The organism is Candidatus Kirkpatrickella diaphorinae (assembly GCF_025736875.1).
GTDB classification, from domain to species: domain Bacteria; phylum Pseudomonadota; class Alphaproteobacteria; order Acetobacterales; family Acetobacteraceae; genus Sorlinia; species Sorlinia diaphorinae.
This window is the reverse complement of sequence record NZ_CP107052.1, coordinates 1,333,404-1,345,582: the sequence shown is the minus strand read 5'-3', so window position 1 is coordinate 1,345,582 and position 12,179 is coordinate 1,333,404. Positions and strand designations below refer to the sequence as shown.

General features: G+C 59.2%; 9 protein-coding genes. 6 read left to right on the top strand and 3 right to left on the bottom strand.

Going from position 1 to position 12,179, the window contains the following annotated elements:
- Window positions 1–101: 101 nt before the first annotated feature.
- The 6 genes from infB to N5W20_RS05935 all read left to right on the top strand — a co-directional run bounded on the left by infB (window position 102) and on the right by N5W20_RS05935 (window position 8,263).
- On the top strand, window positions 102–2,744 hold the full coding sequence (gene infB, locus N5W20_RS05960; RefSeq protein WP_319807849.1) for a translation initiation factor IF-2: 2,643 nt from the start codon (window positions 102–104) through the stop codon (window positions 2,742–2,744).
- Complete coding sequence (rbfA, locus tag N5W20_RS05955; RefSeq protein WP_319806252.1) at window positions 2,741–3,166, top strand: 30S ribosome-binding factor RbfA; 426 nt, start codon at window positions 2,741–2,743, stop codon at window positions 3,164–3,166. Before infB ends, rbfA begins: the two co-directional genes overlap by 4 nt.
- A 17-nt stretch (window positions 3,167–3,183) precedes the next feature.
- Window positions 3,184–4,125 (top strand): tRNA pseudouridine(55) synthase TruB, encoded by a 942-nt coding sequence (gene truB / locus N5W20_RS05950; protein ID WP_319806251.1) that lies wholly within the window; start codon window positions 3,184–3,186, stop codon window positions 4,123–4,125.
- Window positions 4,109–4,378: a 30S ribosomal protein S15 gene (rpsO, locus tag N5W20_RS05945; protein WP_319806250.1), complete on the top strand. Its 270-nt coding sequence runs from the start codon at window positions 4,109–4,111 to the stop codon at window positions 4,376–4,378. Before truB ends, rpsO begins: the two co-directional genes overlap by 17 nt.
- Window positions 4,379–4,619: 241 nt before the next feature.
- Window positions 4,620–6,773, top strand: coding sequence for a polyribonucleotide nucleotidyltransferase (pnp, locus tag N5W20_RS05940; RefSeq protein WP_319806249.1), 2,154 nt, complete (start codon window positions 4,620–4,622; stop codon window positions 6,771–6,773).
- A 59-nt stretch (window positions 6,774–6,832) separates the two neighbouring features.
- Window positions 6,833–8,263 carry an NAD(P)H-dependent flavin oxidoreductase gene (locus N5W20_RS05935; protein ID WP_319806248.1) on the top strand — a complete coding sequence of 477 codons (1,431 nt, stop codon included), beginning with the start codon at window positions 6,833–6,835 and terminating at the stop codon, window positions 8,261–8,263.
- A gap of 37 nt (window positions 8,264–8,300) precedes the next feature.
- Here the strand turns inward: N5W20_RS05935 and N5W20_RS05930 are convergent, their stop codons facing one another.
- The 3 genes from N5W20_RS05930 to N5W20_RS05920 form a co-directional block, all read right to left on the bottom strand.
- Window positions 8,301–8,783 carry a DUF1489 family protein gene (locus N5W20_RS05930; protein ID WP_319807848.1) on the bottom strand — a complete coding sequence of 161 codons (483 nt, stop codon included), beginning with the start codon at window positions 8,781–8,783 and terminating at the stop codon, window positions 8,301–8,303.
- 93 nt (window positions 8,784–8,876) lie between these two features.
- Window positions 8,877–10,100: a radical SAM family heme chaperone HemW gene (gene hemW, locus N5W20_RS05925; RefSeq protein ID WP_319806247.1), complete on the bottom strand. Its 1,224-nt coding sequence runs from the start codon at window positions 10,098–10,100 to the stop codon at window positions 8,877–8,879.
- 5 nt (window positions 10,101–10,105) lie between these two features.
- Window positions 10,106–12,106: a potassium transporter Kup gene (locus N5W20_RS05920; RefSeq protein ID WP_319806246.1), complete on the bottom strand. Its 2,001-nt coding sequence runs from the start codon at window positions 12,104–12,106 to the stop codon at window positions 10,106–10,108.
- Between the last annotated feature and the right edge of the window lie 73 nt (window positions 12,107–12,179).

Below are 12,179 nucleotides of genomic sequence, written 5' to 3'. Positions count from 1 at the left end.
CAAAGGGCGCGCCGGAAGAAAGCAGCGCAGCCCCGGAGCAAGGCGCTCAGGCTCAAAACGAGACCGCAAAGGGGCGGCTGTCACTTCGCCCCTCGGGGCGCATGGAGCTTGGACGTACGGTTGATGCCGGTTCCATCCGTCAGAGCTTCAGCCGCGGGCGCTCGAAAGTTGTGCAGGTGGAAGTGCGCAAAAAGCGCACAGGTGCGCCGGAAGGGCGTGCCGGAGGGGGCGCTGCACGGGGTGGCCGCGGCGTCGGCGCCGGTGGCCGCGCCCTGACAGCCTCCGAGCTCGCCACGCGTCAACGCGTGCTGGAAGAGCAGCGCCTTGAGGCAACACGTCAGGAAGAAGAGAAAATCCGTGTTCTCTCCGCAGCTGAGGAAGCGCGCCGCAAGGCCGAAGCCTCCGCTGAAGCGGAAGCCCGCAATGCGGAAGAGGCGCAGGCCCCCGCGGAGGAAGAGCTTCAGCAGGCCCAGCAGGCTGAAAAAGACGCGCAGGATGAGGCCGCACGCCAGGCGCGTGAGGCCCGCCGTGCAGAAGAGGAATCCCGCCGTAAAGCGCCCCTCGACCCGTCATCGAGGCGTGGGACGGGCGGCGTTGAACTGGCGCCGCCGATCGAACGTCTGCGGCCCCTGGCGGAGCGCGCTGTCATGGCCGCCCGCCCGACGGTTGCCCGCAAACCCGATAGTGCGCCGACCGTACCTGGTGAGGCCGCGCCGGCGCGCCATGAGACATTACACCTCAAGCGCAATGTCTCTGATGATGATGATCGTCGTGGTGGCGGGCGCAAAGCCGGTATGGCCGCGCGGCGTGCCACCACCCCTGCGCCGAAAAAAGGCGCGGATTCGCGTCGTTCCGGGCGGATTGACGTTCGTGCGGCCATTGAGGGGGATGATGATAAGACGCGTTCCCTCGCATCGGTGCGTCGCCAACGTGACCGCGAGCGGCGTCAGGCCGAGCTGGAGCGCCTCCGGTCAGATCAGGTGCGCGTTGTCCGCGACGTCACCCTGCCGGAATCGATCACGGTGGCCGAGCTTGCCAACCGTATGGCCGCGCGCCAGGCGGAAGTTGTCAAAGCCCTCATGAAAATGGGCGTCATGGCGACAGCGACTCAGCTTATCGATGCGGATACGGCTGAATTGGTGATTGGTGAATTTGGTCACCGCGTCCGGCGCGTGGCGGATAGTGACGTAGAGCTTGGCATTGAAGGCGTTGAGGATCGCGATGAGGATCTGAAGCCGCGCGCCCCCGTCGTGACCGTCATGGGACATGTTGATCACGGCAAGACGTCGCTTCTGGATGCGCTGCGCACGACGGACGTGGCCTCGGGCGAAGCCGGGGGAATCACCCAGCATATCGGTGCTTATCAGATCACCCTCGCATCCGGGCAGAAAATCACCTTCATCGACACGCCGGGCCATGAGGCGTTCACCTCCATGCGGGCACGCGGCGCTTCGGTCACGGATGTCGTTATCCTTGTCGTCGCGGCGGATGATGGTGTCATGCCGCAGACAATCGAGGCGATTAAACACGCCAAGGCGGCGGATGCGCCGATCATTGTCGCGATCAATAAGATCGACAAGCCGGGCGCCAATCCTGACCGCGTGCGGCAGGAACTGCTCAGCCATGAAATCGTCGTCGAATCCATGGGGGGCGATGTTCAGGATGTTGAAGTCTCGGCAAAGCAGCGTCAGGGGCTGGACCGGCTTCAGGAGGCCATCCTCCTCCAGGCTGAGTTGCTGGAGCTGAAAGCGAATCCCGATCGCCTTGCGGAAGGCTCCGTCGTGGAAAGCCGCCTTGATCGGGGACGTGGTCCTGTGGCGACCCTTCTCATCCAGAAGGGCACGCTCAAACGCAGTGATATCGTTGTCGCCGGTGCCGAGTGGGGGCGTGTGCGCGCCATGCTTGATGAGCGCGGTCGTCCTCTGAAGGAAGCCGGACCCTCTATGCCGGTTGAATTACTGGGCATCACGGGCGTGCCGGGTGCGGGCGAGCCGTTCTTCGTGGTTGAAAACGAAAACAGGGCGCGGGAAATCTGCGCCTTCCGCCAGCGCCAGTTGCAGGATAAAGTGGCGGCCGGTCGTGCCGCAGCGCGTGGCACGCTTGACCAGATGCTGGCCCGCATTCAGGCCGGTAAGCAGAAAGAAGTCGCTTTGGTCATCAAAGCGGATGTTCAAGGTTCTGCCGAGGCGCTTCAGGCCTCCGTGCAGAAGCTCTCTCAGGAGGAAGTTGGCGTCCGCGTTCTGAATGCGGCTGTCGGGCAGATTACTGAGAGCGATATCCAGCTTGCCAAAGCCTCACAGGCGGTTGTCGTCGCCTTTAATGTGCGCGCGACGGCGCAGGCGCGTGATCTGGCCCACCGGGAAGGTGTGGATATACGGTATTATTCGATCATCTATCAGGTGACGGATGATGTAGAGCAGCTCATTAAGGGCCAGTTGGCGCCGAAACATCGTGAGAAATTCCTCGGATATGCGGAAATCCGTCAGGTGTTCAACATCACGCGTGTTGGTAAGGTGGCCGGTTGTTACGTCACGGAAGGCGTTGTCAAACGTGGCTGTGGCGTCCGCCTGCTGCGTGACAATATCGTCATTCATGAAGGTGACCTCAGCCAGTTGAAACGCTTCAAGGATGACGTCAAGGAAGTGGCGCGCAATTATGAATGCGGTCTCTCCTTCGCCGGTTTCAATGACTTGCGAGAAGGCGATGTCGTTGAGTGCTATGAGATGGAAGTCGTCCCTGTATGAGTGAAGGTCGTCGCCGGGCCGCCAGGCCTGGCCTTGGGCCGTCCCACCCGCAGGGGCCGACCCAGCGCCAATTGCGCGTGGGTGAGGAAATCCGTCGCCTTCTCGCTGACCAACTGACACGTACGGAGTTCAGAAATCCTGAGCTTGCGGGCGTGCAGGTGACGGTCACTGAGGTGCGTGTCTCTCCCGACCTGCGTCATGCGACCGCGTTTGTCTGCCGCCTGGGACGTCAGGATGTTGAAGAGATTTTACCTGCCCTGCAAAAAGTCGCACCGCATTTCCGCACGGCCTTGTCCCGGGCCATGCGCACGCGGATCGTGCCGGAAATTCATTTTCAGGCAGATACGGCTTTTGAGCAGGCCATGGATGTTGAGGCCATCTTCAACTCCCCAGAGGTTCGGCGTGATCTGGGTAAAGACTGAGCTGGGCCGTTACCGTCATGGGCCGTAAAAAGGGGCGGCCGGTCAATGGCTGGCTGATTATCGACAAGCCGCTTCATATCGGCTCAACCGATGTTGTCAATAAAATGCGCCGTCTTTTTAACGCGCGCAAAGTCGGCCATGCCGGTACGCTTGACCCGCTTGCTTCCGGCATTCTGCCCATCGCTTTCGGCCAGGCCACCCGCACCATTCCGTATATCATGGAAGCGACAAAACGCTATCAGTTCACGCTGGAGTTCGGCGCGTCCCGCACGACGGATGACAAGGAGGGGGAGGTTCTGGAAACTTCCGACCACCGGCCCGATGACGCGGCAATTCGCGCGGTTCTTCCACGTTTTACCGGCGAGATCATGCAGATCCCGCCTATTTACTCGGCCCTCAAGCTTGGGGGTGCCCGCGCCTATGAGCTGGCCCGTAAGGGGGAAGTGCCTGAGATGCAGCCCCGCCCGGCCCGGATCGACAGCGTCACCCTGACGGAAAGGTCGGATGCTGATCATGCTGTTTTTAACGTCCAGTCAGGTAAAGGCGTCTATATGCGGGCTTTGGCACGGGATATTGCGCGTGCCTGCGGGACAGTCGGGCATATTGCGTCACTCAGGCGAGAAAAATGTGGCCCGTTTGATGTTTCAAACGCAATAACACTAGACAAACTGTTGCAAAATAGCGAGAAAGCTTCAACTCTGGATGGATTTCTCCTTCCGTTAGCGACCGCGCTGGACGACATCCCGGCTCTGGCCGTGACAGAAGGGGAGGCCCAGGCACTCAAATGGGGTCAGACGCTCCCGGCTCTGCATATAAGCGCAGAAATCGAGGCGGATCTCCTCCGTGCGGAATTCCAGGGTGACGTCATTGGTCTTTGTCGCGTCTCGGAAGGGCGCCTCAGGCCGGTGAGGATTTTTGACCTGACAAATGATGGAGTTGACGATGTCGATTACAGCTGAGCGCCGCACGGCGCTGATTGATGAATATAAAACCGCCCCGAATGATACCGGGTCACCCGAAGTGCAGGTGGCGCTGCTCAGTGAGCGCATCAGCAATCTGACGGAACATCTGCAAACGCATAAAAAAGATTTTCATTCGCGTCGCGGGCTGCTTATGCTCGTTGGGCAGCGTCGTGGACTTCTTGACTATCTGAAGCGGAAAAGCACCGCACGTTATCAAACGCTGATCGGGCGTTTGGGTCTGCGCCGCTAAACAAGGCGTATTGTGACAATAGGGGCGGGGTGACCTGCCCTTAACGTCGCACATCACTCAACAACAAACAGGACTTGCTTATTGAAGAGATCCTCCTGGTCAAAAGGGATATTCCAGCGTTTCAGGCCACATGGTGACATGCAGCGATTGCATCTGTGCCATGCCGTCCGAAGCGCTGCTTCAGAGTTTGACTCTGCCCTGGCCCGGGCCTTTTCGGAGAAGTCCGCTATAAGGATTTTTCATGTTTAATCATTTCAAGAAAACCATCGAATGGGCCGGGAGCGAGCTAACCCTTGAAACCGGCAAGATCGCCCGTCAGGCAGATGGCGCGGTCCTCGTCACCTATGGTGAGACATCCGTCCTCTGCACGGCTGTGGGCGCTAAAACGGTCAAGCCTGGGCAGGATTTCTTCCCCCTGACAGTCAATTATCAGGAGAAGAGCTACGCAGCGGGCAAAATCCCCGGCGGCTTCTTCAAGCGTGAAGGACGCCCTTCCGAGATTGAAACCCTGACGTCCCGATTGATCGACCGCCCCATTCGTCCGCTTTTTCCTGCGAATTTCCTCAATGAGGTGCAGGTGACGGCGACGGTGCTGAGCCATGACCGTCGACATGACTCGGGCGTTATTGCGCTGATCGGTTGCTCGGCGGCGCTGACATTATCGGGCATCCCCTTCCAGGGGCCGGTAGGCGCGGCCCGCGTCGGGCGCATTGATGGTGAACTCGTCATCAACCCCACCCTGGACAGGATGCAGGAGAGCGCGCTCGACCTCGTCGTCGCCGGCACAAAAGATGGCGTGCTGATGGTTGAATCAGAAGCGCAGGAACTCTCCGAGGATGAGATGCTCACGGCAGTCATGAAAGGGCATGAGGCTTTCCAGCCTGTGCTTGACCTGATTTGCGACCTCGCTGAGCTGGCCGCGCGTGAGCCCTGGACGCTGCCGGCGCCGTCGAAAGAGGCGCTGACACTCCGTGAGCGCGTCGGTAAACTCGCGACGAAGCCCATCACGGACGCCTATAAGGAAAAGCAGAAGCAGAAACGTCAGGAGAAGATTGCTGACGTCAAGGAACGCGTCATGGCCGCCCTCGAGAAAGAAGGGCTGGACCTTGAAGCCGCCAAGCCGATGCTCAAGGAAGTTGAGGCGCAGGTTGTGCGCGGGTCCATCCTTAAAACCGGGCTGCGTATTGATGGGCGGGATCTGAAGACGGTCCGGCCGATCGTTTCGGAGGTCAACGCGCTGCGTCAGGTGCATGGCTCCGCCTTGTTCACACGCGGTGAAACGCAGGCACTCGTCATCGCCACCCTTGGCGGTCCGCAGGATGGGCAGGTGATTGATGCGATTGAAGGTGAGCATCGCTCCAACTTCATGCTGCATTATAACTTCCCGCCTTATTCCGTAGGGGAATGCGGTCGTATGGGGAGCCCGGGCCGTCGTGAAATCGGTCATGGCAAACTGGCATGGCGCGCGATTCATCCGCTTCTGCCCAGCAAGACGGAGTTCAACTTCACCATCCGTGTCGTCTCGGAAATCACGGAAAGTAATGGTTCTTCCTCCATGGCAACCGTCTGCGGCACGTCACTGGCCCTGATGGATGCAGGTGTCCCTCTGCGCAAACCCGTTGCCGGTATTGCGATGGGCCTCATCAAAGAGGATCGCGGCATGGCGGTCCTGACCGATATTCTCGGTGATGAGGATCATCTCGGCGACATGGATTTCAAAGTTGCCGGGACAAGAGATGGCGTGACCGCCCTGCAGATGGACATCAAAATTACGTCCATCACGAAAGATATCATGAAGACGGCGCTGGAGCAGGCGCGCGACGGGCGACTGCATATTTTGGGCGAGATGGCCAAGGCGCTTGAAACCGGTCGTCCGACCGTTTCAGATAATGCCCCGAAAGTCACAACCCTGACCGTGCCGAAGGAAAAAATCCGGGATGTTATCGGGTCCGGCGGTAAAGTCATTCGTGACATTTCTGAAACATCCGGCGCACGTGTTGATATTGCCGATGATGGAACTGTCACCATCACAGCCCAGAATAATGATCAGGCCAAGATGGCGATCTCCCGCATTGAGGCCATTACGGCTGAGCCGGAAGTCGGTCGTATTTATGATGGTAAAGTCGTCAAGACGGCTGATTTCGGGGCTTTCGTCAACTTCCTCGGCCCGCGCGATGGCCTCGTCCATATTTCGGAATTGGCCAATAGCCGTGTTTCCCGGACGACGGACATTGTCAAGCAGGGTGATCAAGTCAAAGTCAAGGTCATTGGCTTTGATGATCGCGGCAAAGTAAAACTGTCGATGCGGGTTGTCGATCAGGAATCGGGTGCCGATATAAGCGACACAGTCGGTGATAAGCCATCCCGCGCGCCACGCCAGCGCGACGGCGAATGATGTGAAGAAGCAGGGTGGCCGCAAGGGGGCGGCCACTCGAGTGGAGTTCTGCATAAGACATGAAGTTACTCGACACGGTCAGAATGGCTGGACGCGAGGTGCTTCCGCTCGTAGAGGGCGGTAAGGGCGTCTCTGTGTCGACTGGTATTTCGGCCGGGCACTGGGCGTTGCAAGGCGGCGTCGGCACCGTTTCCGCAGTTAATGCTGACAGTTATGATGTGGATGGTCGGCCCATTCCGCAGATTTATCATGCCAAGACGCGGCGTGAGCGTCAGGAAGAGCTTATTCGCTATGCCATTGATGGCGGTGTGACTCAGGTGAAAGCGGCGCGGGAAATCGCGGGCGGCCAGGGCATGATCAACGTCAATTTCCTGTGGGAGATGGGCGCGGCCGAGCGGGTGATTGAGGGCATTCTCGACCGGATTCCCGGGCTCGTTGACGGGCTGACCTGTGGTGCCGGGATGCCGTACCGCCTCGCCGATATTGCGATGCGCCACAATGTCTGGTTTTACCCGATCATCTCCTCGGCTCGCGCCTTCAATGCCTTATGGAAGCGCTCATACCACAAAGCGGCGGAGCGTCTGGCGGCCGTCGTTTATGAGGATCCATGGCGTGCAGGCGGCCATAATGGCCTGTCCAACAGTGAAGACCCTAACGTCCCGCAGGACCCCTATCCCCGCGTCAAAGCTTTGCGGGACACGATGCGCCAATATGGGTTGGGGGACCTTCCCATCATCATGGCGGGCGGTGTGTGGCGTCTTGATGAATGGCAGGACTGGATCGGCAATCCGGAGCTTGGCCCCATCGTGTTTCAGTTTGGCACGCGGCCTTTACTGACGGTTGAAAGCCCGATTCCTCAAGCATGGAAACGACGCCTGCGCACCATCAGTAAAGGCGATGTCTATCTCAATCGCTTTTCTCCCACAGGATTTTACTCCTCGGCTGTCAATAACAGCTTCATGCAGGACCTTCGTGCACGAAGTGCGCGGCAGATCGCCTTCAGCGCTGAGGCCGTCGGCCATCATGACACGATGTTGAGCATCGGTGTGCGTCGCCGGGAGGTTTTTGTCAGTCAGGAAGACTTTGAACTCGCGGAAGCCTGGCGTCAGGTCGGTTACACTGAAGCGCTGCGCACGCCGGACTCCACGCTGGTTTTCGTGACGCCTGAAAATGCGCGCCAGATCCTCGCGGATCAGGCAGCATGTATGGGCTGCCTCTCAGAATGCCGGTTTTCAAATTGGAGTCAGTCGCGGCCCGGCTTCACGACGGGCGCCAAGGCTGACCCGAGATCATTCTGCATCCAGAAAAGCCTGCAGAACATCGCGCACATCCCTGAGCAGCTTTCCGAAGTTGAGGCGGATGAAATTGCCGATCATAACCTCATGTTCGGCGGCACAAATGCCTGGCGTTTCGCGCAGGACCCTTTTTATTCCAATGGCTTCGTGCCTACGGTGAAGGAACTTGTCGAACGCATCAGGTCGGGCCAGTAACGCGGCCCGCTCCGCTGAGTGCACCTTTCTGGTGCGCTTAAAGCAGGCATAATTCGGCGAGTGCTTTGCGCATGTGGGTCGGCATGGCGTGCAGCATATCCTTGTCCCGCGTGGTGAGGTCAGGCGGTGCGTCCTCGGGCTTGTAATAGCGCCAGCCCTGAAAGGGCCGCATCGGCCGAGGCTGCACCGATATGATTTCCGGCGCGACAAGAATCATCGTGCCTTCCTGCCCGTCATGCCGCGTATGTGGCTCAAAGCGAATCACGGATTGTCGGGCGGCGACAAAGCCCGCAATCACGCGGTAAATTGAGCCTTTCCCGGCAATTTCATCGGCGCGTTTCGGTTGGGTGCGGGTGAAGACAACCTGCAGACCGTCATGCCAATCGCCCTCACGCATACGTTGCGCAAGCTCCTCAATAGTCGCACAACCAGGGGTAAGTTTGATCAAATGCAGCACGGGGAGATTACCACTTGTCACGAGGAATGCCGGTTCAGCTTTTAAGATGAGCGTGCCGTGCATGGTGGTCAAGTGACGTTTCGACGGTCAACTCAGCCCGCGCTGACGATCTCTCTGCGGTGGCGTGACAGCCTGACCCATCGCGCCCGCATTCCCTTACAGCACCAGCGCAGCGAGAAGCGCCTCCAGGCGGATGCGGCCTGACTCGGTCGCGGCAATGTGCCCGTCTTCGAAGGTCAGATAGCCCTCATCGCGGGCCGCTCCCAAAATGGTGGCGTCGAGGCAATCCTGCAGCTTCTGGCCTGTTTTGCGCATAAAGCTTTCCGACGTCAGGCCCTCTTGCAGGCGCAGACCCATCAGCAGGGCCTCACGCGCCCGCGCTTCGGGCCCCAGAGACGTTTCCGCCTTTGTGCCATGACCGTCCTGATTGACGTGCTCAAGCCAGAGGGAAGGGGCGCGATGCCGTCGTGCCGCCCATTTCTGCACGTCGCCAGTAGGGTCCACACACGTTAAACGACTATGCGCTCCCGGTCCGATGCCAAGATAATCGTCATAGCGCCAATAAGCGAGATTATGGCGACTCTCCGCGCCGGGCCGCGCATAATTGGAGACTTCATAGGCGCCGAGCCCATGAAGCGCCGCGATCTCGCCTGTCACTTCGTAAAATCGCGCGGCTTCATCGCCATCGGGCAGGATCAGCCTTCCCTGCCGAGCTTCAGCCTCAAATTTTGTCCCGGGCTCAATCGTCAATTGATAGAGGGACAAATGATCGGATGCGAGGGCAAGCGCCTGATGAAGCTCGTCCCGCCAGGCGGAAATTGTCTGGTCAGGGCGCGCATAAATCAGGTCAAACGAGACACGGTCAAAAAGATGGCGGGCCATCTCCAGCGCGCGGATGGCTTCACCCGCGTCATGCTGTCGCCCCAGCCGTTTCAAGGCCGCATCGTCAAGACTCTGCACGCCCAGCGAGACGCGATTCACCCCGGCCTCCCGGATCGCGGCGAGGCGGGCTTGCTCCGTGCTTGAGGGATTGGCCTCCAGCGTGACTTCCAGTGAGTCGACCGGCTGGAAAAGCCGCGTCGCCTCCGCAATCAGTCTGGCGACATCGTCGGGGCGCATGAGGGACGGTGTCCCGCCACCGAAGAAAATCGATGTCAGGCGTCGCTTGCCTAACCGCGTCGCCTCGTGGGCCAATTCCCGTTGCAGCGCATCGACATAAAGTGCGTGCGGAATTTCCGGGAAAACATGGCTGTTAAAGTCGCAATAAGGGCACTTACTGAGGCAGAAGGGCCAATGAATATAAAGCGCCAGACTATCCTGCGGGGCGAGGCGCGAAGTCGCCCCACCCGCGGTGCCGGAAGAAATTACGTTTTGCTGCATCGGACTTAAATCGAGACTCTCACCCCGAATTCAACCACACGGTCCGGCGGGATGCGGAAGAATTCCGTTACAGAAACCGCATTACGCGCAAGGAAGAGGAAAAGCCACATACGCCAGATAGGGAGTTTGGGCAGGGAGGAGCGCACGACGATTTCGCGGGAGACGAAATAAGAGGCCTGGATGGGGTCAAACTCGATCCCGGCAATGCGGAGATCCTCCAGCGCGCGGGTGACATTGGGCAGCTCCATAAATCCGTAGCGCACTATGACGCGGTGAATATGCGGCGCCAGCTCCTGCACAGTGGCGCGATGTCCCCGCTCTGCCTCTGGCTGGTTCAGGTTCTGCACTGTGACGAAGAAGATATTCTGATGCAGCACCTTATTGTGGCGCAGATTATGCAGCAGGCAGTTCGGCACAATATTCGGGTCCGCTGTCAGAAACACCGCCGTGCCGGGCACACGCGGCGTGCGTGAATGGGGAAGCCGCGCGAGAAACGTGGCCATGGGGAGGTTATCCGCCCGTTGACGCTGCCGGACGAGGTTCCGCCCCCGCTGCCATGTCGTCATCATAATGGTCGCGCACAGGCCGATCGCCAGCGGCACCCATCCGCCTTCCGGGATTTTCAGCACGTTTGAGGTGAAGAACGAGGCATCGCTGAGGAAGAAAAATCCGAAAACAAGTGCGGTGAGCCATTTGCTCCATTTAAACACGCGATGAAACACGACAAGCGCCAGCAATGTCGTGCAGACGAACGTACCCGTCACGGCGATACCGTAAGCGGCCGCTAATGCGGAGGATGACCGGAAAGCCAGCACCAGCATCACCGCACCAATTGCGAGCAGCCAATTAAAGAAGGGCAGATAGATCTGCGCCTCCTCATAAGGGTTGGTGTGCTTGACGCGCATGCGTGGCAGATAACCCAGCAGCATCAATTGCCGGAAGAGGGAGAACCCGCCGGAAATGCCCGCCTGACTGGCGATGACGGTGGCGAAGGTCGCCAGGATCAGAATGGGGATTTGCGCCCAGTGCGGCGCCAGATGGAAAAAAGGATTTTGCAACGCATCGGGGGAGCGGATCAGCAGAGCGCCCTGGCCGAGATAATTCAGCGCAAGGCACGGCAATACCAGAACGCACCAGGCATATCGAATGGGCTGTCGGCCGAAATGCCCCATATCCGCATAAAGCGCTTCCGCCCCGGTGACAGAAAGCACAACGGACCCAAGTGCGATAAAGGAGAGGAAGCGGTGGTAAACGACAAATTGCGCGGCGTAATAGGGCGAGAGCGATAGGAGAATATGTGGGTTCTGCGCAATCGAGATCGCGCCCAGCGTGCCGATGACGATGAACCATATCAGCATGATCGGCCCGAAGGCACGGCCGATTTTCCCCGTGCCGAGGGCCTGTGCGCTGAAGAGGGCGATGAGGATGATGATGGCGACGGGCACGACGACATGGGCGGCTGAGGGTATGGAAACCTCAATCCCCTCAATGGCTGAAAGCACCGAGATGGCGGGCGTGATGATCCCATCGCCGAAAAAGAGGCACGCGCCCGCAATGCCAACCACACCCAGGAGCCATCGATATTGCGGCGTATGGCAGACGCGCTGGGCAAGGGACATCAGCGCGACAATGCCCCCTTCACCATTATGGTCGGCCCGCATAATCAGCAGAACATATTTGAGGGTGACGACGATCATCAATGCCCAGAAAGTCAGGCTCTCAAGCCCCATAATTTCCCAGGTGTGGATCGGGCGCTGACCGCCGCCAATAATCTCGACAGAGGTCTGAAAAGCGTAGAGGGGGCTCGTGCCGATATCACCGAAAACGACGCCGAGCACGCCCAGCAGGCCGGCGACGCCGACCGGCGCGGATTTGTGCCCGCTATCCCGCCCGAATTCCCGAATGAGCCCGGCTGTCACCTCATGAGGATGGGTTTCGGCCAGATGATGCCCCCCTTCATGATGGCCCTTATGGCCATGTTGAGAGCGGTCATGCGATGAGGTCATGCAAATCGGCCTAAAATGAAAGGGCAATATTCCGGCTGTGATCCTTCGGGACCCATCATGCGGAACATGCGAT

What these genes read in the sequence shown, in the direction of transcription:
- pnp (WP_319806249.1), top strand. Translation starts at nt 4,620, where the DNA reads ATGTTTAATCATTTCAAGAAAACCATCGAATGGGCCGGGAGCGAGCTA.
- rpsO (WP_319806250.1), top strand. Translation starts at nt 4,109, where the DNA reads ATGTCGATTACAGCTGAGCGCCGCACGGCGCTGATTGATGAATATAAA.
- hemW (WP_319806247.1), bottom strand. Translation starts at nt 10,100, where the DNA reads ATGCAGCAAAACGTAATTTCTTCCGGCACCGCGGGTGGGGCGACTTCG.
- rbfA (WP_319806252.1), top strand. Translation starts at nt 2,741, where the DNA reads ATGAGTGAAGGTCGTCGCCGGGCCGCCAGGCCTGGCCTTGGGCCGTCC.
- N5W20_RS05935 (WP_319806248.1), top strand. Translation starts at nt 6,833, where the DNA reads ATGAAGTTACTCGACACGGTCAGAATGGCTGGACGCGAGGTGCTTCCG.
- N5W20_RS05930 (WP_319807848.1), bottom strand. Translation starts at nt 8,783, where the DNA reads ATGCACGGCACGCTCATCTTAAAAGCTGAACCGGCATTCCTCGTGACA.
- truB (WP_319806251.1), top strand. Translation starts at nt 3,184, where the DNA reads ATGGGCCGTAAAAAGGGGCGGCCGGTCAATGGCTGGCTGATTATCGAC.
- infB (WP_319807849.1), top strand. Translation starts at nt 102, where the DNA reads ATGGAGCTTGGACGTACGGTTGATGCCGGTTCCATCCGTCAGAGCTTC.
- N5W20_RS05920 (WP_319806246.1), bottom strand. Translation starts at nt 12,106, where the DNA reads ATGACCTCATCGCATGACCGCTCTCAACATGGCCATAAGGGCCATCAT.